The sequence below is a fragment of the Bradyrhizobium sp. CCBAU 11386 genome (assembly GCF_028128955.1).
Classification (GTDB): Bacteria; Pseudomonadota; Alphaproteobacteria; order Rhizobiales; family Xanthobacteraceae; genus Bradyrhizobium.
On sequence record NZ_LBKA01000232.1, the window covers coordinates 1 to 20,189 of the forward strand.

Below are 20,189 nucleotides of genomic sequence, written 5' to 3' on the forward strand. Positions count from 1 at the left end.
TTTGTAAGTCCGCCCCATGGCAACACCTCCAGTTGGAAGTGTTGCACTTCGTTTGTGAACTCAGGGGACCCATAACCACAGGGAGGGGTTGTCGCGCAAGCTGGCAACTCCGAGTCTTCGCCAAACCTCGCCCTGGGGTTATGGGTCCCGGATCTGCGCGCGCTTGCGGCGCGCTTGTCCGGGACGACGGCGGTGGTTAGTTCAGCAAGAACCCGCCATCCACGGTCACCACGCTCCCCGTCATGTAGCGCGAGGCCTTCGAGGCCAGCAGCAGGATCGCGCCGTCGAGATCGGACTCGGCGCCGACGCGGCGCTGGGGGATGCGTTTTGCCAAACGCTCTCCCGCCGGCGTCGACCAGAAGGCGTGGTTCATCTCGGTGTCGATATAGCCGGGCGCCAGCGCGTTGATGCGGATGTTCTGCCCCGCGAGCTCCAGCGCCAACGCTTTCGTCGCCTGGATGATGCCGGCCTTGGAGATCGCATAGGGCGAGACCGCTTTCAGCACGCCGGTGCCGAGCACGGAGGCGATGTTGACGATGTTGCCTTCCTGCTTGCGCGCGATCATGCGCCGCGCGACTTCCGTCGCGAGGAAATAGGCGCCCTTGAGATTGGCGCCGATCACCGCGTCCCAATCGGCCTCGGTCTGCTCGGTCGCGAGCTTCTCGATGGCGATGCCGGCATTGTTGATCAGCACCGTGACGGGACCGAGCGCGGCCTCCGTCGCATCGACGGCCTTCGCGATGGATGCGGTGTCGGTGACGTCGAGCGCGACGGCGGCGGCGCGGCCGCCGTTGCCGCGGATCTCCTCTTCCAGGCTCTTCAGCTTGTCGGTCTGCCGTGCCGCGAGCGCGACGGCCGCGCCATGCGCCGCCAGCACCCGGGCAAACTGCCGCCCCAGCCCCTGGCTGGCACCGGTGACGAGGATGGTTTCTTTACTGACGTCGAATAGGCCTGACATGACGATGTCCTTGGGCGTAATCCCTGAGCTTCCGGAGCCAAAAATACAGACGATTTTAGCGGTCTGAAACCGGAATGATCGGTTCGGCGTTCATTCGTTCCACCGAGGCAGGGTTCTGCTCATGAACAGTTTCGATCTCGCCGTCTATGCCGCACTCGCCATCGCCATCGGCTTCGGATTCAGGACCGGCCTGCTGCGCAGCGCCATGACCATCCTCGCCTATCTGCTCGCCGCGCCCATCGCGGTTGCGCTGATGCCGCTGATCGTGCCGCAGATCGCAAGCAATCCGAACGCGCCCCTGCTCCAGAACTGGATCTGGTTCTTCGGCATCTTTCTCGTCGTCGGCATGCTGTTCGGACATATCGGCCGTATCGCGGTGAACGACACGGTCCGTGAGGCCGGGATCGGCGACCGCCTCGGCGGCGCCGCGCTCGGCGCCGTCAGGGTCGGCCTCGTCGCCACAACGCTGGTGCTGGTGTTCGACCAGATCGTGCCGGCCAACCGCCAGCCGCCTTTCCTGGCCGGCTCGCATCTGCGGCCGCTGTTCTCGGCGGTCGGTCAGATGGGCTTCAAGTCGCTGCCGCCGGAGGCCGCGTCCGCCATCGACCGCCTCAAGCAGGAGCGGCGGATCTGAAGCGCGATAAGATCGCGCCTTGTCGTTTGGGCATGATCTCCGCGCAAACGCGTTCCGCGTTTGTCGCGAGGGAAAACCGCTACACACTTTTCGCTAACGCGCCCTTCGGGTCCGGATCATGCTCGGCCGGCGCATATGCATCGCCGCGCCGCGCGCCATGCATTTTGGTGCGAGCCCGTCCCTTATCAGCGGCACCACAGTTGGCTAGAGTGCCGCCCGTCCAAAACCTGCCTGACATTACGGGAGTGAAACTGTGGATCTTGGGATCAAAGGTCGCCGCGCCATCGTCTGCGCATCCAGCAAGGGCCTCGGCCGCGCCTGCGCCGTCTCGCTGGCCGAAGCCGGCGTTCACGTCACGCTGACCGCGCGCGGCGCCGAAGCCCTGAAGAAGACCGCCGACGACATCCGCAAACTCTATCCGGCCGTCACGGTCACCGAGATCGTCGGCGACATCACGACGCCGGCGGGCCGCGAGGCCGTGCTGAAGGCCTGCCCGGAGCCGGATATCCTGATCAACAATGCCGGCGGCCCGCCGCCCGGCGATTTCCGCAGCTGGACCCGCGACGACTGGATCAAGGCGATCGACGCCAACATGCTGACCCCGATCGAGCTGATCAAGGCGACCGTGGACGGCATGATGGCGCGCAAGTTCGGCCGCATCGTCAACATCACCTCGGCCGCGGTGAAGGCGCCGATCGACATCCTCGGCCTCTCCAACGGCGCGCGCGCCGGCCTCACCGGCTTCATCGCCGGCCTGTCGCGCAAGACCGTGATCAACAACGTCACCATCAACGGCCTGCTGCCGGGCCCGTTCGAGACCGACCGTCTGACCGGCACCGCCAAGGCCGAGGCCGACAAGCGCGGCACAACACCCGAGCAGATCCTGGCCGAGCGCGCCAAGCTCAATCCCGCCGGCCGCTTCGGCCAGCCGGACGAGTTCGGCTATGCCTGCGCTTTTCTCTGCGGCGCCAAGGCCGGCTTCATCACCGGGCAGAACATCCTGCTCGACGGCGGCGCGTTCCCGGGCACGCTGTGAGCCCAACATCGCGTCCGCAATAACATCATCCGCAGAAGACCTCATGCCCGGGCTTGCCCCGGGCATCCACGTTCTTTGTTCGGCCAGGTAAGACGTGGATGGCCGGGTCAAGCCCGGCCATGACGATGTGGAAGCTTCGGGACCTCGATCACCCCGCTCGCCGCAAAGGCCGAGTTACTCATCGCCGTTTCGTCGGCTCATCCTCGTCCCGTTCGCTGGGACCGGAGGAATCGGCGGTGAGGCGCTCATCGGTCCAGTCGATGCCGAGTTCGTCGAGACCGTCGGCCAACAGATCACCCAGCATCGGCTCGCCCAGCAGATATTGCACAGCTTCGCGCCGGGGCGCCTTGTATTCGGCGCGGGCCTCGGCGGCGCGGGCGCGCAGGTCGTCCCACTCGTCGACGGAGCCGTCGCCGCGGCCAAGCCACATCAGCGTCACGAGGTCGAGCTGCTCGTCCTCGTTCAGCGCCCCGATGAAGCCGATCAACTCGCTCGCGACCGGATCGGACGCCGTGTCTTCCAGAACGTCGATGTCGTCATCGTCGGATGGGTTCGAGCCCGAGTCCGGATCGGATGCAGCTTCCTTGACGTCGAATTCGCGGGCCTTCTCGATGATGAAAGCAACCTTCTCGGCGGAAATTGCAAGCTCTGGCATCGTCTTTCCCTCTGGCTTGTCCTGGGTTCCAGCGATAACGCGGCGCGCCATCAGATGATCCATTGCGCTTCATGGCGGAAACCCACATGTTTCGGCGCGAAGCAAGAACATGGGGACACGCCGGATGTCGTGGAAGGTGGGCCAGGTCAAGATCACGAAACTCGTCGAGATGGAGACAGTCGGCTCGACCCGCTTCATCCTGCCGGCCGCGACCAACGATGAAATCCGGAAGCTGCCCTGGCTGATCCCGCATTTCGCCACCGAAGAGGGCCGGCTGAAAATGTCGATCCACTCGCTGGTGGTGGAGACGCCGACGCGCCGCATCGTGGTCGACACCGGTCTCGGCAACGACAAGCAGGGCCGCGGCGTCCCGGTCTGGAATAACCGCGGCACGCCGTTTCTGGAGACCATGACGGCGGCGGGATTTACCCCTGACAGCATCGACACCGTGCTGTGCACGCATCTTCATGTCGACCATGTCGGCTGGAATACGAAACTGGTCGATGGCAAATGGGTGCCGACATTTCCCAAGGCACGCTATGTGTTCGGCAAGACCGAATATGAGTATTGGCGCGATTATACGGCCGAGCCGGACAAGGTCGCGGTGTTCAACGATTCCGTGAAGCCGGTCGTCGATGCCGACCAGGTCGAGCTGATCCCAGGCGATCACCGGCTCTGCGAGGAGATCAGCGTGATCCCGACCCCCGGCCACAGCCCCGGGCACATGAGCGTCCTGATCGAGTCCGGCGGTGAACAGGGGCTGCTCACCGGCGACGTCGCCCATCATCCCTGCCAGATGGCGCATCTCGACTGGTGCTCGGTCGTCGATACCGATCCCGCCCAATCGGCGGCAACGCGGCACAAGGTGTTCTCGCGCTTTGCCGACACCCCGACGCTGGTGATCGGCGGGCATTTTTCGGCCGGGCACATCAGACGGGACGGGGACGTGTTCAGGTTCGTGGCGCTGACCTAGGTCTCGCGCCCCGGACGCTGCGCAGCACGAAGTGATGCGCTGCAGAGCCGGGGCCCATGTGGCCACAATCTGGGTCCCGGCTCTGCGCCGCATCGCTTCGCGCTGCGTCGCGTCCGGGACACGAGACTAACCGCCACCCACCGAATCCAGAAGCCTGCAATGCGCCCCGCTTTGAGCGGTTGAATTTCCCGCCGCCCTGTTCCATGAAGCTATTTAACCGATCGGTCCATCTCCAGGGAGAAACGAGAATGAAGCTTGTTCGTTATGGCGAAAAGGGTGCGGAAAAACCCGGCCTGATCGACAAATCCGGCCAGTTGCGCGACCTGTCGGCGCATGTGAAGGACCTGACCGGCGAGGCCTATTCGCCGGAAAGCCTGAAGAAGCTCGCCGCGCTCGACCCCGCCTCGCTGCCCGCCGTCTCCGGCAAGCCGCGGTTCGGCGCGCCGGTCACCGGCATCTCGAAATTCGTCGCCATCGGCCTCAACTACAGCGACCACGCCAAGGAAACCGGCGCTGCGATCCCGACCGAGCCGATCATCTTCATGAAGGCGAATACCTCCCTCTCCGGCCCGAACGATGCGGTCGAGAAGCCGCGCGGCTCGACCAAGCTCGACTGGGAGGTCGAGATCGCCGCCATCATCGGCACCCGCGCCAAGTACGTCTCGGAAGCCGATGCGCTGAACTACGTGGCCGGCTATTGCGTCTGCAACGACGTCTCCGAGCGCGCCTTCCAGACCGAGCGCCTCGGACAGTGGACCAAGGGCAAGTCGCACGACACGTTCGGCCCGGTCGGCCCGTGGCTCGCCACCAAGGACGAGATCAAGGACGTGCAGAACCTGTCGATGTGGCTCGACGTCAACGGCCAGCGTCGCCAGACTGGCTCGACCAAGACCATGATCTTCTCCATGGCCAAGTGCATCTCCTATGTCTCGCAGTTCATGACGCTGCTGCCGGGCGACATCATCACCACGGGCACCCCGCCCGGCGTCGGCCTCGGCATGAAGCCGCCGACCTTCCTCAATGTCGGCGACGTCGTGACGCTCGGCATCGAAGGCCTCGGCGAGCAGCGGCAGGAGATTATTGCGGCGTGAGCCGCAATCCGTACACCTCTCGTCGTCATGCCCGGGCAGCGGCGCGAAGCACGTCTTCGCGCAAGATGTCCCGGGCATCCACGAAATCTACCCCATCGTCATTCCGGGATGGCGCGTGAGCGCCAGACCCGGAATCTCGAGATTCCGGGTTCGATGCTACGCATCGCCCCGGAATGACGGTGGAGAAGGCATCGCCACAGAATCTTGCTCGCAGGGAATTGTCCGCATGAAACTCTCCTTCTCCGCCGCCTCGCCCTTCGCCCGCAAGGTGCGCATCGCCGCGATCGAGCTTGGGCTGATCGACAAGATCGAGCTGACGCCCGCAACCGTCGCGCCGGGCACGGCCAACGAGGACTATTCGCGCATCACGCCGCTGAAGAAGCTGCCGGTGCTGATCACCAATGACGGCGACGTGATCCTGGATTCCTACGTCATCGTCGAATATCTCAACGAAATGGCCGGTGGCAGCCTGATCCCGGATTACGGCCCGCGGCGCTGGAAGGCCAAGACCAATCACTCGCTGATCAACGGCATGCTCGATTCCATGCTGCTGTGCCGCTACGAGAGAATGGTGCGGCCGCAGGGCCTGCAATGGCAGGCGTGGTCGGACGACCACTGGAACCGGGCCTGGACCGGCATGGCGCGCTTCGAGAACATGCCCGATGTCCTCAACGGTCCATTCGACATTTCGCAGATCGGCCTCGTCTGCGTGCTCGGCTATGCCGACTTCCGCTTCGCCGATTGCGGCTGGCGCAAGGCCTATCCGAAGCTCGACGCCTTCCACCAGAAGATGCTGGAGCGGCCCTCGGTCAAAATCTCGGTGCCGCCGGCCGCATAACCCGCGGGAGTTCTCATGAGCCTGAAATACCCGGTCGGGGATCTCACCATCCATCGCGTCATCGAGCAGGAAACCTCGTTCGTCCCGGCGCTGGAGATGCTGCCGGGACTGACACCCGAGGTGCTGGCCGAGAACCGGGCATGGATGCGGCAGGCCAAGGCGCTGGATGAGCAGGATGTGCTGCTGCTGTGCTTCCAGTCCTATGTGGCGAAGACACCGCACCACACCATTCTGATCGACAGCTGCATCGGCAACGACAAGCCGCGGCCGCAGCGGCCGAAATGGAACATGAAGACCGACGACACCTATCTGCGCGCGCTGGGCGCCGCCGGATTCTCGCCTGACGACATCGACTTCGTGATGTGCACGCATCTCCACGTCGATCACGTCGGCTGGAACACGCGGCTCGAGAACGGCCGCTGGGTACCGACCTTCCCCAAGGCGCGCTACGTCTTCGCCAAGCAGGAGTTCGACCATTGGTCGGCTCAGAACGCGAAGACTGAGATCCCGCCCTTCGCGGACAGCGTGCTGCCGGTGGTCGAGGCGAACCGCCACGAGCTCGTCGGCAACGACCACCAGATCGGCGATCACGTCCGCATCCTGCCGACACCGGGCCACACGCCAGGCCATATCGCTGTTACGATGGGCCGCGGCAAGGACGATGCCGTGTTCTCCGGCGATCTCATGCATTCGCCGCTGCAGACGCTTTATCCGGAGCTGTCGATCAAGTTCGACGTCGACCCGGCCAGGGCGGCAACGACGCGCCGCAGCTTCCTGGAACGCTATTGCGACACCGACACGCTGTGCTGCACCGCGCATTTCCCCTCCCCGTCGGTCGGGAAGATCAGGCGCAAGGGCAACGCGTTCGTCTGCGCGGCGATTTAACACGTCCTGCATCTTCACGTCATGCCCGGGCTTGTCCCGGGCATCCACGTTCTTACAATCAACGGCAACGAAGAACGTGGATGGCCGGGACAAGCCCGGCCATGACGAGGAAACATCATGGCCGATCTCCCCGACGTCCCCCTGCCCGCCGGCATTCGCTCGCGCCATGTCGACGGCATCAACGGCTTGCGCATGCATGTGCTCGAGGCCGGCTTCGAGACCAAAGGCCGCCCCTGCATCCTGCTGCTGCACGGCTTTCCCGAGCTTGCCTTCTCCTGGCGCAAGGTGATGCCGGCGCTCGCCGCCGCCGGCTATCACGTGATCGCGCCGGACCAGCGCGGCTATGGCCGCACCACGGGATGGACCGCGGACTATGACGGCGACCTCGCGCCATTCCGTCTGTTCAACCTGGTGCGTGACGCGCTGGGGCTGGTGTCGGCGTTCGGTTACAGGCAGGTCGATCTGGTCGGGCATGATTTCGGCAGCCCGGTCGCATCCTGGTGCGCGCTGATCCGGCCCGATGTGTTCCGCTCAGTCGTGATGATGAGCGCGCCGTTCGGCGGACCACCGCCGCTGCCGTTTGGCACGGTCGATGCGCCGGCGCAGGTTTTGGCCGAAGATCCCGTGCATCGCGAGCTCGCGGCCCTGCCGCGTCCGCGAATCCACTATCAATGGTACTATTCGACGCGTACCGCGAACGCCGACATGCATCACGCACCGCAGGGCGTGCATGATTTCCTGCGCGCCTACTACCATCACAAGAGCGCGGACTGGACCGACAACAAGCCCTACCCGCTCAAATCGTGGTCGGCAGGTGAGCTGGCAAAGCTGCCGACCTATTATGTGATGGACCGGAACGAGACCATGGCGGAGACGGTCGCCAAGGAGATGCCGTCGCCGGCGGTGATCGCCGCCAATCAATGGCTGCCGGACAACGAGCTCGCCTACTACAGCGCCGAATATGGCCGCACCGGTTTCCAGGGCGGGCTGCAATGGTATCGCTGCGGCACCTCGGCCGCCTTCAACAGCGAGCTGCAGCTGTTCTCGGGCCGCAGCATCGACGTGCCCTCCTGCTTCATCTCCGGCAAACAGGATTGGGGCACCTATCAGCGCCCCGGCGTGTTCGAGGCGATGCAGAAAAGCGCATGCACCAAGATGCTCGGCTGCCATCTCGTCGACGGCGCCGGCCATTGGGTGCAGCAGGAGCAGCCGGCCGAAGTGAGCCGCTTGCTGCTCGACTTCCTGGCCAAGACTTACTGACTGAGGCCCGCGCCGGCTGATTTGACCCGGGAACCACGGCGGCCTATATAATTTAGAACCATTCTAAATTAGTGGGACAGGGCCGTCGTGAAGAATTTTGCCGATCTGACCGAGCGCGAGGTGCTTGCGGTCGCGATCTCCTCCGAGGAGGAGGACAGCCGCATCTACATGACCTTCGCCGAGGATCTGAGGGAGCGTTATCCGGATTCGGCCAAGATCTTCGAGCAGATGGCCGAGGAAGAGCGCGGACATCGCCACATGCTGCTGGAAATGTACGAGCAGCGTTTCGGTCCGCACCTGCCTCCCATCCGCCGCGAGGACGTCAAGGGCTTCCTGCGTCGCCGCCCGGTCTGGCTCACCAAGAACCTGTCGCTCGACACCATCCGCAGGGAAGTCGAGACCATGGAAATGCAGGCCGAGCGCTTTTACGTGAAGGCCGCCGAACAGGCGCAGGATGTCGGCGTGCGCCGTTTGCTCGGCGATCTCGCGGAAGCCGAGAAAGGCCACGAAGAGATGGCCGCAAAGCTGGCGGGCCAGATCCTCAGCCCCGATGTGCGCGCGGAGGAAGATCGCACCAACCGCCGCATGTTCGTGCTGCAATATGTGCAGCCGGGCCTTGCCGGCCTGATGGACGGATCGGTCTCGACGCTGGCACCGCTGTTTGCCGCTGCGTTTGCCACCCACCAGAACTGGCAGACGTTTCTGGTGGGCCTCGCCGCCTCGATCGGCGCCGGCATCAGCATGGGATTTGCGGAAGCGCTGTCCGACGACGGATCGCTCACGGGGCGCGGCTCGCCGTGGCTGCGCGGTCTCACCTGCGGCTTGATGACGACGCTCGGCGGGCTCGGCCATACCGCGCCCTATCTCGTGCCCGACAGTTGGGCCAACGCCTTCTGGATCGCGACGGCGATCGCCGGAATCGTCGTGTTCTTCGAGCTATGGGCGATCGCCTTCATCCGCTCGCGCTACATGGACACGCCGTTCCTCCAGGCCGTGTTCCAGATCGTGCTCGGCGGCGCCATCGTGCTGGCGGTGGGGATATTGATCGGCGCGGCGTAGCGACCTCACACTCGCTGTCATCGCCCGCGAAGGCGGGCGATCCAGTACGCCGCAGCGGATATGGCGAGAGCGAGCTCTCAAACGCGGCCTCTCGAATACTGGATCGCCCGGCCAAGCCGGGCGATGACACCGAAATTGTTGTTGGACCGCCCCGATGACCACCGGCGAGACATATCAATCGCGATCAAACAGCGGTTGCAGCGTTCGGCCAAACTGCGCATCATCCTCCAACAACCAGAGCGGGAGACGCGCCATGGCCAAATCCGAATGGAGCTTCAAAAGCGCGGTCGAGCTGTCGGCCGCATTGAGCACGAAGAAGGTCTCCGCGGTCGAGCTCACGCGGGACGCGATCGACCGCATCGAACGGCACGACGGCAAGATCAACGCGGTCTGCGTGCGCGATTTCGATCGCGCGCTCGGTGCCGCGCGCGAGGCGGACGCGGCGCTGGCGCGCGGCGAGCGCAAGCCGCTGCTCGGCCTGCCCCTGATGATCAAGGAATCCTTCAACATCGCGGGCCTGCCGACGACCTGGGGGTTCGTGCCGCAGAAGGATTTCAGGCCCGTGGAAGACGCACTGCCGGTGGACCGCATCAAGCAGGCCGGCGGTGTGATCCTCGGCAAGACCAACGTGCCGGTCGGTCTCGCCGACTGGCAGAGCTACAACGACATCTACGGCACCACGAACAACCCCTATGATCTCGGCCGCACGCCGGGTGGATCATCCGGGGGATCTTCGGCAGCCCTCGCCGCAGGCTATTGCGCGCTCGCCACCGGCTCCGACATCGGCGGCTCCCTGCGTGTGCCGGCATTTCATTGCGGCATCTTCGCTCACAAGCCGACCATCAATCTCTGCGCAGCGCGCGGCGAGACTCCGCCGCCGTTTCCGGCCATTCCACGCGAAGGCGACCTCGCCGTCATCGGTCCGATGGCGCGCACGGCAGCGGATCTTTCCTTGCTGCTCGACGTCATGGCCGGACCGGATCCGCTCGATGCCGGCGTCGCCTACAAGCTCGACTTGCCTGTTGCGCGGCATCAGTCGCTGCGCGATTTTCGTGTCCTGGTGATCGAGAGCCATCCGCTGCTGCCGACTGACCGGGACGTGCGCGGCGCGATCGACAAGCTCGCCACCGACCTCACGAAGGCCGGCGTGACGGTCGCGCGCGAGAGCGCGTTGTTTCCGGACTTCGCGGAGACGTCGCGGCTTTATATGCGCATTCTGCTGGGCTTCCTCGGCGCGTTCTTCCTGCCCGACGAGCTGGCGGATTCGCAAGCCCGAGCGAGCCAACTGTCGCCGGAGGACCGGAGCCTCGGCGCGGAGCGACTGCGCGGCATTACTGCAAGCCACCGCGCCTGGGTGCTCGACGCCGGCGCCCGCGCCGTACTGCGCGCGCGATGGCGCGCGCTGTTCAAGAACTTCGACGCGGTGATCTGCCCGATCATGCCGACGCCGGCCTTTCCGCATGATCATTCGCCGGAGCAGCGGCTGCGAAGAATCGACATCGACGGCACGGACTATCCTTATTCCGACCAGCTCGCCTGGCCGGGCATTGCGACGCTTCCGGGCCTGCCGGCCACGGCCGTTCCGCTCGGTCTGTCGAAGGAGGGCCTGCCCGTCGGCGTCCAGATCGTCGGCCCCTTCCTCGAGGACCGCACGCCCTTGAGGCTCGCCGAACTGATCGAGCGCGAGTACGGCGGCTTCACACCGCCGCCATTGTTCGATGATTAGTCCTGTCGTCAACGACCACAGCGAAGAGAACGTCATGAGCCAGGACATGGAAGAGCTCACCGCGCTCAACCGCGACTACGTCGCCTCCGTTCAGAACTGCGACGTCAAGCGGTTCGACCAGATCCTGGCGCCGGAGTTCTATTGCTCGAATCCCGACAAGACGCTGGTCGACCGCGCCGCCTTCCTGGCGCAGACGGCGCGGCCGATCGCGATTCGCAATCTGCGTGCGCACGACGTCATCATCCGTATCATGGGCGACTTCGCCATCATCCACGCCGCGACAAGCTACACCACGGGAGACGGCCAGCAGGCGACGGGCCGCTACACCGATTGCTGGGCGAAGAAGAACGGCAGGTGGCTCGCGGTGTCGGCGCACGTGTCGCGGTGAGTAGTCATTGCCGGGCTTGACCCGGCAATCCATCGCCCAAGAAGATGGATGCGCGGGTCAAGCCCGCGCATGACGAGCTGACTAGCTATCAAACACGATCACGCTTCGCAGCGTCTTGCCCGCCTTCATGTTGGCAAAGCCCTCGTTGATCTCCGACAGCTTCAGCTTGGCCGAGATCCAGTCCTCCAGGTGCAGCCGGCCGCGCAGGTAGAAATCGACCAGGCGCGGCATGTCGACGCGGAAATGATTGGAGCCCATCGACGAGCCCTGGATCTTGCGCTCGCGCAGGAAGTCGAAGCCGTGCAGCTCGATCTTCTGGCCGAACGGGATCATGCCGACGATGGTGGCGGTGCCGCCGGAGGCGAGCATGCCAAACGCCTGCTCCGCGGTTTCCTTGCGGCCGAGCACTTCGAAGGAATGATGCACGCCGCCATTGGTGAGATCGCGCACCTGCTTCACCACGTCGCCGTCGGCGGGGTTGATGATGTCGGTCGCGCCCAGCTTGGTTGCGAGCTGGAGCTTGGCCGGGTTGGTGTCGATGGCGATGATGCGGCCGGCGCCGGCGATCTGCGCGCCGTTGATTGCGGCCATGCCGACGCCGCCGCAACCGATCACCGCGACGGTCTCGCCGGCCGTCACCTTCGCCGTATTCACCACCGCGCCGTAGCCGGTGATGACGCCGCAGCCGATCAGCGCGGCGAGATCGAGCGGCATCTCCTTCCTGATTTTGACGATCGCGTTCTCGTGCACCAGCATCTGCTCGGCGAAAGACGAGAGATTGAGGAACTGGTGCAGCTTCTCGGAGCGTGACCATTGCATGCGGTCGGAGACGCCCGGCAGCAGCTTCACCGTGGTGTCGGTGCAGAGCACGGTACGGCCCGTGGTGCAGTTGTCGCAGGTGCCGCAGAACACCGACAGGCAGGTAACGACGTGGTCGCCCGGCTTCACGTAGGTGACGTCGGAGCCGACCTGCTCGACCACGCCGGCGGATTCATGCCCGAGCACCGCGGGCAGCGGATGCGGATAAAGGCCTTCCATGAAGTGCAGGTCGGAGTGGCAGAGGCCGGCGACGGATGTGCGGATCAAGACCTCGCGCGGGCCCGGCTTCGGCAGGCTGACATCCTCGATGACCAGCGGCTTGTTGACTTCATAGAGGACGGCGGCCTTCATCGGTGTTTCCTCGTTGTTATTGTTGTCGTTGAGCGCGGACTTCACCTCTCCCGAAGGGAGAGGTCGGAAGCGCATCAAAGATGCGATTCCGGGTGAGGGGTTCAGGTCTCTCGATGAAGCGCAACCCCTCACCCGGATCGCTGGCGCGATCCGACCTCTCCCTGTGGGAGAGGTAAGGGGAGCCTACGCTGCCAGAACCAGTTCGCCAACCTCGCTCATCCCGGCCACGCGATCGCCAAGCAGCAGCTCGGCGAGCTTCGCTTGCGCGGCATTTTCCGTCAGCCGGAACGGATCGCTCGGCGAGACCCGGTGATCGATCACGAGACGCGACAGCAGCAGCCGGCGCGCATCGCCGCGCATGGCGTGGATGCGATGCGCTTCCCACGCGAGCGCGACGGCGCTTGCGACATGATAGAGCAGGCTGGTGGCGCGGCGCGCATCAGCCTCGTTCTCGGACTTGCCCGCCACCTCGCGCGCGAAACCGACCGCGCGATCGGTGAGGCCGCGCAGGCGGTCGCGCCACGCCTGCGGCACCGAGGCGCTGTCGTCGAGCCGGGCATGCAGATCCGCGGCGAGCGCAGCTTCGGCGCCGTGGCGGCCGACCGCGCGCCGGAGCGCATCGATCGCGACGATGTTGCCGGTGCCTTCCCAGACCGAGCCGAGATGGGCGTCGCGCAGCAGCCGAGCGGTGGCGAATTCCTCGATATAGCCGATGCCGCCGCGCATCTCGAGCGCATCGCCGCAGACTTTTCGTGCATCGCGCGTAGCGCGGAATTTCAGCGTGGGCGTCAGGATACGCAGCAGCGCCGCCGCATCCTGGCTGCCGGCCTCAGCGCGGTCGAGCGCGTCGGCGGTGAGGAAGCTCATCGACAGCGCCTGCTCGACCGGCAGCATGATCTTCAGCATCTGCCGCCGGCCGAGCGGCAGATCGATGATGCGGCTGCCGAACACCACGCGGTTCTTCGCGACCGTCATGGCGTCGTGATAGGCGCGGCGCATCAGCGCGGTGGATTTGACGCCGTTGGAGAGCCGCGACGAATTCACCATCTCGGCCATCTGCACGAAGCCGCGGTCGAGCTTGCCAACTGCATAGGCGATCGCGCCTTCGAGCTTGATCTCCCCTGACGCCATCGAGCGCGTGCCGAGCTTGTCCTTCAGACGTACGATCCGGTAGTGGTTCTGCGAGCCGTCGTCGAGGAAGCGCGGCATCAGGAACAGGCCGACGCCGCGCGTGCCGGGGCCGGCGCCTTCCGGGCGCGCCAGCAGCATCACCACCTTGGCATCCGCGTTCGAGCAGAACCATTTTTCGCCAGTGAGGCGCCAATGGTCGCCCTCCTGCACCGCGCGCGTGGTCAGCGTGCCGACGTCGGAGCCGCCCTCCTTCTCGGTCATGAACTGGCCACCCTGGGTCAGCTTGCTCATGTCGGTCTGCGTCAGGCCATCAAGATATTTGGCCTTCAGCGCCTCGCTGCCGAAATTAGCCAAGAGTTTTGCGCAGCCGTCGGTGACGTTGATCGGACAGCCCATGCCGAATTCGGTCTGGTTGAACAGGAAGGTGAAGGCGTGTTTCGCCACCACCGGATATTTGTCCGGCCAGCCCATGATGCCCTTGCGGATCGACAGCGCGTGGATGCCGAACTCGCCGAAGGCCGCCTTCTCCAGTTCGCGATAGGCCGGATGGTATTCGATCCACTGCACGTCGCGGCCGAACTTGTCGCGCTGGTGCAGCACCGGCGTGTGCCGGTCGGCCAGCCGCGCGCAGTCGTCGAGAGTGCCGCCGGCGAGCTCGCCGAGGCGATCGAGGTGCGGCTCGATGTGACGGAACAGCGTCTCCGGCAGATGGATGCGCAAGAGATCCGTCAGCGCCGGATCGGCGCGGTAGAAATTCATGCCCGTGGTATCGGGCGCCAGCAGGCCGGATGGTGCGGCCGCGGCTTTTTTCGGCTGCGCTGTGACCGGCTTGTGCATAATCGTCCTCTTCGTTTCCGCCCGACGGCAATTCTTAGCGCTTGCCGCTTGGGATGATGTCGATCATGCTCCAGCCAGGAAGCCGGATAAAGCCGCAAATTGTCAGGGAGGCACGATCGCCGTGAAGGAGCAATTCGCTCTGCGGAATTGTGATCGGCCGGGCCTGCACCCCAGCTGGTTGTCCGCACGGCGGATGCATAGATCAGCGGCTTCCCGTCTCCGAGAGATCACGCCATGGAACACCCGAAATACAAGATCGCACTCATCGTCGGCGCCGGCGAAGGCCTGAGCGCCTCGCTGGCGCGGCTATTGTCCACACAAGGCATTCGCGTGGCGCTTGCCGCGCGGAAGATCGAGAAGCTGGGCGCGCTCTGCACCGAGACCGGTGCAAGAGCCTATGCCTGCAACGCGACGGAGCCGGATGAGGTCGAGCGCCTGTTCGGCCTCGTCGAGCGCGAGATCGGCACGCCCGATCTCGTCGTCTACAACGCCAGCGGCCGCACCCGGGGGCCGTTCGTCGACCTCGTCCCGGCCGATGTCGCGCAGGCGATCGCGGTCAGCGCCTATGGCGGTTTCCTGGTGGCGCAGCAGGCGGCCAGGCGCATGCTGCCGAACAGGCACGGCGCGATCCTGTTCACCGGCGCCTCGGCCAGCGTCAAGGGCTATGCACAGTCGGCCTCGTTCGCGATGGGCAAGTTCGCGCTGCGCGGGCTGGCGCAGAGCCTGGCGCGCGAGCTCTCGCCGCAAGGCATCCATGTCGCGCATTTCGTGATCGACGGCGGCATCAGGAGCGCGGCGCGGACGGAGGCAGCCGACAATCCGGATTCCATGCTCGATCCCGACGCGATCGCGGAGAGCTACTGGAACGTGTTGCAGCAGCCGCGCAGCGCCTGGAGCTGGGAGCTGGAGCTGCGGCCGTGGGTGGAGAAGTTTTGAGGCGACAACATAACAACAGCCGTCATTGCGAGGAGCGAAGCGACGAAGCAATCCAGTCTGTATCCGCGGAGACAGTCTGGATTGCTTCGCTTCGCTCGCAATGACGAATGAGAGGGAGCGACATGACCATGGACACCACCGTCGACACCGGCACAAACGAACTCCTCTGCGTCATCCGCGACCGCGTCGCGGTGATCACGCTGAACCGGCCGGAGGCGCGCAATTCGCTGTCGGACACGCTGACGCCGGCGCTGCGCACGATGATCCGCACCTGCGCCGAGGATCCCAACGTCGGCGCGCTGCTGATCACCGGCGCGGGCGAAGCTTTCTGTGCCGGCGGCAACGTCAAGGGCATGGGCGCGCATCGCGATCCGAAGAAGCTGGAGATGTCGCTGGAGGATCGCGTCACCGATCTCCAGGAGCGGCAGCGGCTGCTCACCGGCGCGCTGGTGTCGGTGCGCAAGCCCACGATCGCCGCGCTGCCGGGGCCGGCGGTCGGCGCGGGGCTTGCCATCGCCATGGCCTGCGACATCCGCATCGCCGCACAATCTGCCTTCGTCGCCACCGGCTATGCCCGCATCGCGCTGAGTGGCGATTACGGCATCGCCTGGCTGTTGACGCGGCTGGTCGGCACTGCCCGGGCGCGCGAGCTGATGTTCACCGGCGACAGGATCGATGCCGCGCGTTGTGAAGCCATCGGCCTCGTCAACCGCGTCGTGCCCGACGACCGACTGCAAGCCGAAGCCTTCGCGCTGGCCAAATCGCTCGCCGAAGGCCCGCGCCTCGCGCTGCGCTACATGAAGGACAATCTCGACGAGGCCATCCAGTTCGATTTCGAGACCGCCCGCGATCACGAGGCCGAGCGGCTGATCCGCCTCACCACGACCGCCGATCACAAGGAGGCCGTGCAGGCGTTCATCGAGAAGCGGAAAGCGGTTTTCACGGGGAAGTAGCAGGCCCTTCACGGTCAGAGATCGAACCTGGATGGTGCAACGAGCCGTCATTCCGGGGCGATGCGCAGCATCGAGCCCGGAATCCATTGGGCCGCAAGACCCGCGGCGAAATGGATTCCGGGTTCGCGCTACGCGCGCCCCGGAATGACGGGTTGGGAAGATCTGCGATTGCATAAGGCAAAAAAATGCCCGGCTCTCGATGAAAGAGCCGGGCTTGCAGTCGTGTCAGGCCGAGGCTGAGGGGCTGTCGGCCTGACGGGAAAGGGCGGCGAGACGCCAGCTCGCGCAGGGAATGTCCTTCGGGGCGACCGCGATCTCCTTGTCGAAGCGCACCAGCTTCCAGTCATCGGGATGATTGACGAAGGCAAAACCGGACTTGCGGGCGAGCGAGATCATGGTCTCGTTGGCGCGCAGCGTGTCGCCGAACATGTGCTCGGCGCCAAGCGCGGCCGCGCGGCATTCGAGATTTTTCATGAGCGCGGTGGCGATGCCGTGGCCCTGCCAGCGATCGTCGACCGACAGGCCGAATTCGAGTGTCGCGGTCTCGGCATGCAACGCGTAGCGCGCTTCAGCGACAATGGTCTCGAAGCCGTCGACCATCTTGGTCGCGACAACGGTGAAGCGTTCGCGCTCGCCGACCTGGAGGAAGTCGTCCAACAGGCCCTTCGGCAATTCGCTGATCGCGCCGAAGAAGCGGTTGTAGCGGGAGCGGGTCGAAAGCGAGCGGAAATAGTGCTGAAGCTCCTCGGTGTCGCGCGGCTCGACGAAACGAACGTTGAGCGCCTCGCCGTGCCGCGTGCGCAGCACGTCCGAATATTGCTTCAGGTCTTCGAGGCGGAGGATGCTCATGACACATGCCCTGGGAGAGGGGACCGCCGGCGCCCCTGTGATCAGGCGGCGCCGGCCTGGCGGCCAATCAGGCCCGCCAGAAGGGTTTGTCGGCCTCACAGGCAATGTCGGACCAGGACAGGCCGACGTCGTGGAGATCGCGGGCCGTCCAGTTGGTCAGCTCGCGCCGGGTCCGGTAGCGCTCGTGCCAGACATGGAGCGTCTCGCCGATCTGCTGGATCAGGCCAAGCGCATGATGATTTGTCATCGAATTCTGGGTCAATGTACACATCTTCAGCTCCTGGAGCTAAGTTGACCGCTAATATCTGTGTTCTGGTGCGCTGCGACAAACGACAATTTGTACCCCTTCGCATGAAATAACATCATGTATCCTGCTGCCAGATGACTGCCAGATTACCCTCCCTGAACGGATTGCGGGCGTTTGAGGCCGCCGCGCGCCATCTCAGCTTCACGCTGGCTGCGACGGAGCTGAACGTGACGCAGACCGCGATCAGCCATCAGATCCGGCGATTGGAGGAGGAGCTCGGCATCCGCCTGTTCATCCGGCAGAACCGCGCGCTGGCGCTGACGCCGGAAGCGCGCGACTACCTGCCGGGGGTCCGCGCCGCCTTCAACGACCTCCGCCTCGCCACCGACCGCCTGCTGCGCAGGGACGACGACAAGGTGCTGACCCTCTCGACGCTGGCCTCGCTTGCCGCAAAATGGCTGCTGCCGCGGCTGACCGATTTCCAGGAGCAGCATCCCGGCATCGACGTCCGCATCACCACGTCGACCAGCCTCGTCGACTTCCAGCGCGACGATGTCGATGCCGCAATCCGCTATGGCCGCGGCCAGTGGCCGGGCCTGCGTGCCGACTGGCTGATGGCGGACGAGCTGTTTCCGGTATGCAGTCCGTCGCTGCTGCGCGGTGACAAGCCGCTACAGCGTCCGGAGGATCTGCGAAATCATCCGCTGCTGCACACCTCCAACGCCAACAGCGACGACTGGCGGCTGTGGCTGACGGCGGCGGGCCTGCCGGCCGATATCGCCAAGCAGCCCGGCATCACCTTCGACATGATCTTCATGACCATCCAGGCTGCGATCGACGGCATCGGCGTGGCGATGGGGCGGACGTCCTACGTGCAGGACGATATCGCCAAGGGCCGGCTCGTCGTCCCATTCAAGATCGCGCTGCCGGCCGATGCGGGTTTCTATCTGGTCGCGCCGGAGGGGCGCCGCGAGGCGCCAAAGCTCGCCGCGTTCCGTCAATGGATCGTTGCCGCGACGCAAAATAAAGCCTGAAAAATCATCAGCTTCCTCTGGAAAACCGATTGACTCGCCGCGCCCTGCGCGGGAAGGGGTAAGACAGATTGTCGCAGCTTCAATATGTCGCCTTGCCGTGAAATGAGTTCCGGTCCGGCCACGTCCCAGGGAGTCACGTCATGGCTGGACCAGCAACCAATCCGCCCGAGATCAAGTCGCGCATCGGCGCGATCCTGCGCGCCACATCCGGCAATTTCCTCGAGCAGTTCGACTTCTTCCTGTTCGGCTTCTATGCCGCCGCCATCGGCAAGGCGTTCTTCCCCTCCACCGACGAGACGGCCTCGCTGCTCAACACCTTCGGCGTGTTCTGGCTCGGCGCATTGATGCGGCCCGTCGGCGCGATCGTGCTCGGGGCCTACATCGACCGCATCGGCCGCCGCCAGGGCCTGATCGTCACGCTCGGCATCATGGCCATCGGCACCGTCGTGATCGCGTTCTGCCCGAGCTACGCGACCATCGGCATCGCGGCACCGGTCATCGTGCTGATCGGCCGCCTGCTGCAAGGCTTCTCCGCTGGTGTCGAGCTCGGCGGCGTGTCGGTGTATCTCGCCGAGATCTCCACGCCCGGCAACCGCGGCTTCTACACCTCGTTCCAGTCGTCGAGCCAGCAGGTCGCGATCTTCGTGGCCTCGATCCTCGGCTACCTCCTCTCCGAGGTGATGCCGGCCGACACGGTGGCCGCCTGGGGCTGGCGCATTCCCTTCTTCGTCGGCTGCCTGATCATTCCCCTGATCTTCGTCCTGCGGCGCACCCTCGAGGAGACACCGGCCTTCCTCGCCATGAAGAAGCATCCGACCGCGAGCGAGGTGTTCACCTCCGCCCTCGCCATTGGCGCATCGTCATCCTCGGCATGATGATCGCGATCCTGACCACGACGACGTTCTATTTCGTCACCGTGTACACGCCGACCTTCGGCAAGACGGTGCTGAAGCTGTCGACGCAGGACGCGCTGCTCGTGACGCTGCTGGTCGCCGTAACCAACTTCTTCTGGAATCCGGTCGGCGGCGCGCTGTCCGACCGCATCGGCCGCAAGCCGGTGCTGATCACCATCGCCTGCCTCGCGCTCGTCACCGCCTACCCGGCACTGCACTGGCTCGTGGCCGCGCCGACCTTCGGCAAGCTGCTCGCGGTCGAGATGATGTTCTCGTTCTATTTCGGCGTCTACAGCGGCACTATGCTCGGCGCCCTCGTCGAGATCGTGCCGGCGCATGTCCGCACCACCTGCTTCTCGCTCGCCTTCGCACTCGCCGCCGCGCTGTTCGGCACCTTCACCCCGTTCGCCTCGACCTGGCTGATCGAGCGGACCGGCGACAGGGCCTCGCCCGGCTTCTGGCTGATGTTCGCCGCCCTGCTCGGCATCATCGCGGCCTCGACGGTGTATCGCAGCGGCGGCAAGGCGGTGCCGACATATGATGCGGTGGCGGAGCCGGTTGCGGGGCGCTGACGGTCATTCCGGGGCGCCTCGAAGAGGCGAGCCCGGAATCCATTTCTCCCAGTATTCCTGTCGC

Annotated in this window: 19 protein-coding genes and 1 pseudogene; 14 read left to right on the forward strand and 6 right to left on the reverse strand. The window is 65.0% G+C overall.

Annotated features, from left to right (window positions below; translation table 11 throughout):
- Window positions 1–196: 196 nt before the first annotated feature.
- Window positions 197–958 carry an SDR family oxidoreductase gene (locus XI09_RS22800; protein ID WP_271568848.1) on the reverse strand — a complete coding sequence of 254 codons (762 nt, stop codon included), beginning with the start codon at window positions 956–958 and terminating at the stop codon, window positions 197–199.
- 121 nt (window positions 959–1,079) lie between these two features.
- Here XI09_RS22800 and XI09_RS22805 point away from each other — a divergent pair, with 121 nt between their 5' ends.
- Together XI09_RS22805 and XI09_RS22810 are read left to right on the forward strand one after the other, a co-directional pair.
- The gene (locus XI09_RS22805; protein WP_271568849.1) at window positions 1,080–1,592 is read left to right on the forward strand and encodes a CvpA family protein; all 513 of its coding nucleotides are present in this window, start codon (window positions 1,080–1,082) and stop codon (window positions 1,590–1,592) included.
- 253 nt (window positions 1,593–1,845) lie between these two features.
- Complete coding sequence (locus XI09_RS22810; protein WP_271568850.1) at window positions 1,846–2,628, forward strand: SDR family oxidoreductase; 783 nt, start codon at window positions 1,846–1,848, stop codon at window positions 2,626–2,628.
- 178 nt (window positions 2,629–2,806) lie between these two features.
- Here the strand turns inward: XI09_RS22810 and XI09_RS22815 are convergent, their stop codons facing one another.
- Window positions 2,807–3,283: a DUF3775 domain-containing protein gene (locus XI09_RS22815; protein ID WP_271568851.1), complete on the reverse strand. Its 477-nt coding sequence runs from the start codon at window positions 3,281–3,283 to the stop codon at window positions 2,807–2,809.
- A gap of 124 nt (window positions 3,284–3,407) precedes the next feature.
- On the opposite strand from XI09_RS22815, the gene XI09_RS22820 reads away from it, so the two are divergent.
- From XI09_RS22820 to XI09_RS22855, 8 genes are all read left to right on the forward strand, one after another.
- The gene (locus XI09_RS22820) at window positions 3,408–4,256 is read left to right on the forward strand and encodes an MBL fold metallo-hydrolase (RefSeq protein WP_271568852.1); all 849 of its coding nucleotides are present in this window, start codon (window positions 3,408–3,410) and stop codon (window positions 4,254–4,256) included.
- Between the two features lie 248 nt (window positions 4,257–4,504).
- Window positions 4,505–5,347: a fumarylacetoacetate hydrolase family protein gene (locus tag XI09_RS22825; protein ID WP_271568853.1), complete on the forward strand. Its 843-nt coding sequence runs from the start codon at window positions 4,505–4,507 to the stop codon at window positions 5,345–5,347.
- A gap of 226 nt (window positions 5,348–5,573) precedes the next feature.
- Window positions 5,574–6,185: a glutathione S-transferase family protein gene (locus XI09_RS22830; protein ID WP_271568854.1), complete on the forward strand. Its 612-nt coding sequence runs from the start codon at window positions 5,574–5,576 to the stop codon at window positions 6,183–6,185.
- 15 nt (window positions 6,186–6,200) lie between these two features.
- Window positions 6,201–7,070 (forward strand): MBL fold metallo-hydrolase, encoded by an 870-nt coding sequence (locus tag XI09_RS22835; RefSeq protein WP_271568855.1) that lies wholly within the window; start codon window positions 6,201–6,203, stop codon window positions 7,068–7,070.
- A 117-nt stretch (window positions 7,071–7,187) separates the two neighbouring features.
- Complete coding sequence (locus tag XI09_RS22840; protein ID WP_271568856.1) at window positions 7,188–8,330, forward strand: alpha/beta hydrolase; 1,143 nt, start codon at window positions 7,188–7,190, stop codon at window positions 8,328–8,330.
- A gap of 87 nt (window positions 8,331–8,417) precedes the next feature.
- Entirely contained in the window at window positions 8,418–9,389 is a 972-nt protein-coding gene (mbfA, locus tag XI09_RS22845; protein ID WP_092187291.1) for an iron exporter MbfA, read from the forward strand.
- Window positions 9,390–9,642: 253 nt separating this feature from the next.
- Window positions 9,643–11,115 (forward strand): amidase, encoded by a 1,473-nt coding sequence (locus XI09_RS22850; protein WP_271568857.1) that lies wholly within the window; start codon window positions 9,643–9,645, stop codon window positions 11,113–11,115.
- Window positions 11,116–11,149: 34 nt separating this feature from the next.
- Window positions 11,150–11,503, forward strand: coding sequence for a nuclear transport factor 2 family protein (locus XI09_RS22855; RefSeq protein ID WP_271568858.1), 354 nt, complete (start codon window positions 11,150–11,152; stop codon window positions 11,501–11,503).
- 81 nt (window positions 11,504–11,584) lie between these two features.
- Here XI09_RS22855 and XI09_RS22860 read toward each other — a convergent pair whose 3' ends face one another.
- Window positions 11,585–12,673, reverse strand: a complete 1,089-nt coding sequence (locus XI09_RS22860) for a Zn-dependent alcohol dehydrogenase (protein ID WP_027543401.1) — start codon at window positions 12,671–12,673, stop codon at window positions 11,585–11,587.
- A gap of 183 nt (window positions 12,674–12,856) precedes the next feature.
- A complete protein-coding gene (locus tag XI09_RS22865) occupies window positions 12,857–14,641 on the reverse strand; it encodes an acyl-CoA dehydrogenase family protein (protein ID WP_271568859.1) in 1,785 nt (594 codons plus the stop codon).
- 234 nt (window positions 14,642–14,875) lie between these two features.
- Here XI09_RS22865 and XI09_RS22870 point away from each other — a divergent pair, with 234 nt between their 5' ends.
- On the forward strand, window positions 14,876–15,577 hold the full coding sequence (locus XI09_RS22870; RefSeq protein ID WP_271568860.1) for an SDR family NAD(P)-dependent oxidoreductase: 702 nt from the start codon (window positions 14,876–14,878) through the stop codon (window positions 15,575–15,577).
- A gap of 122 nt (window positions 15,578–15,699) precedes the next feature.
- Window positions 15,700–16,530 carry an enoyl-CoA hydratase gene (locus XI09_RS22875; RefSeq protein ID WP_271568861.1) on the forward strand — a complete coding sequence of 277 codons (831 nt, stop codon included), beginning with the start codon at window positions 15,700–15,702 and terminating at the stop codon, window positions 16,528–16,530.
- Between the two features lie 225 nt (window positions 16,531–16,755).
- Here XI09_RS22875 and XI09_RS22880 read toward each other — a convergent pair whose 3' ends face one another.
- Both XI09_RS22880 and XI09_RS22885 read right to left on the reverse strand, forming a co-directional pair.
- Complete coding sequence (locus tag XI09_RS22880; protein ID WP_271568862.1) at window positions 16,756–17,379, reverse strand: GNAT family N-acetyltransferase; 624 nt, start codon at window positions 17,377–17,379, stop codon at window positions 16,756–16,758.
- A 67-nt stretch (window positions 17,380–17,446) separates the two neighbouring features.
- Window positions 17,447–17,650 (reverse strand): DUF1127 domain-containing protein, encoded by a 204-nt coding sequence (locus XI09_RS22885; protein ID WP_271568863.1) that lies wholly within the window; start codon window positions 17,648–17,650, stop codon window positions 17,447–17,449.
- A 110-nt stretch (window positions 17,651–17,760) separates the two neighbouring features.
- Here XI09_RS22885 and XI09_RS22890 point away from each other — a divergent pair, with 110 nt between their 5' ends.
- On the forward strand, window positions 17,761–18,660 hold the full coding sequence (locus tag XI09_RS22890; protein WP_092187281.1) for a transcriptional regulator GcvA: 900 nt from the start codon (window positions 17,761–17,763) through the stop codon (window positions 18,658–18,660).
- A gap of 140 nt (window positions 18,661–18,800) precedes the next feature.
- Window positions 18,801–20,125, forward strand: a pseudogene (locus XI09_RS22895) (MFS transporter).
- Window positions 20,126–20,189: the final 64 nt, after the last annotated feature.

What these genes read in the sequence shown, in the direction of transcription:
- XI09_RS22855 (WP_271568858.1), top strand. Translation starts at nt 11,150, where the DNA reads ATGAGCCAGGACATGGAAGAGCTCACCGCGCTCAACCGCGACTACGTC.
- XI09_RS22880 (WP_271568862.1), bottom strand. Translation starts at nt 17,379, where the DNA reads ATGAGCATCCTCCGCCTCGAAGACCTGAAGCAATATTCGGACGTGCTG.
- XI09_RS22805 (WP_271568849.1), top strand. Translation starts at nt 1,080, where the DNA reads ATGAACAGTTTCGATCTCGCCGTCTATGCCGCACTCGCCATCGCCATC.
- XI09_RS22890 (WP_092187281.1), top strand. Translation starts at nt 17,761, where the DNA reads ATGACTGCCAGATTACCCTCCCTGAACGGATTGCGGGCGTTTGAGGCC.
- XI09_RS22825 (WP_271568853.1), top strand. Translation starts at nt 4,505, where the DNA reads ATGAAGCTTGTTCGTTATGGCGAAAAGGGTGCGGAAAAACCCGGCCTG.
- XI09_RS22830 (WP_271568854.1), top strand. Translation starts at nt 5,574, where the DNA reads ATGAAACTCTCCTTCTCCGCCGCCTCGCCCTTCGCCCGCAAGGTGCGC.
- XI09_RS22870 (WP_271568860.1), top strand. Translation starts at nt 14,876, where the DNA reads ATGGAACACCCGAAATACAAGATCGCACTCATCGTCGGCGCCGGCGAA.
- XI09_RS22820 (WP_271568852.1), top strand. Translation starts at nt 3,408, where the DNA reads ATGTCGTGGAAGGTGGGCCAGGTCAAGATCACGAAACTCGTCGAGATG.
- XI09_RS22885 (WP_271568863.1), bottom strand. Translation starts at nt 17,650, where the DNA reads ATGTGTACATTGACCCAGAATTCGATGACAAATCATCATGCGCTTGGC.
- XI09_RS22860 (WP_027543401.1), bottom strand. Translation starts at nt 12,673, where the DNA reads ATGAAGGCCGCCGTCCTCTATGAAGTCAACAAGCCGCTGGTCATCGAG.
- XI09_RS22815 (WP_271568851.1), bottom strand. Translation starts at nt 3,283, where the DNA reads ATGCCAGAGCTTGCAATTTCCGCCGAGAAGGTTGCTTTCATCATCGAG.
- XI09_RS22875 (WP_271568861.1), top strand. Translation starts at nt 15,700, where the DNA reads ATGACCATGGACACCACCGTCGACACCGGCACAAACGAACTCCTCTGC.
- XI09_RS22835 (WP_271568855.1), top strand. Translation starts at nt 6,201, where the DNA reads ATGAGCCTGAAATACCCGGTCGGGGATCTCACCATCCATCGCGTCATC.
- XI09_RS22865 (WP_271568859.1), bottom strand. Translation starts at nt 14,641, where the DNA reads ATGCACAAGCCGGTCACAGCGCAGCCGAAAAAAGCCGCGGCCGCACCA.
- XI09_RS22850 (WP_271568857.1), top strand. Translation starts at nt 9,643, where the DNA reads ATGGCCAAATCCGAATGGAGCTTCAAAAGCGCGGTCGAGCTGTCGGCC.
- XI09_RS22840 (WP_271568856.1), top strand. Translation starts at nt 7,188, where the DNA reads ATGGCCGATCTCCCCGACGTCCCCCTGCCCGCCGGCATTCGCTCGCGC.
- XI09_RS22800 (WP_271568848.1), bottom strand. Translation starts at nt 958, where the DNA reads ATGTCAGGCCTATTCGACGTCAGTAAAGAAACCATCCTCGTCACCGGT.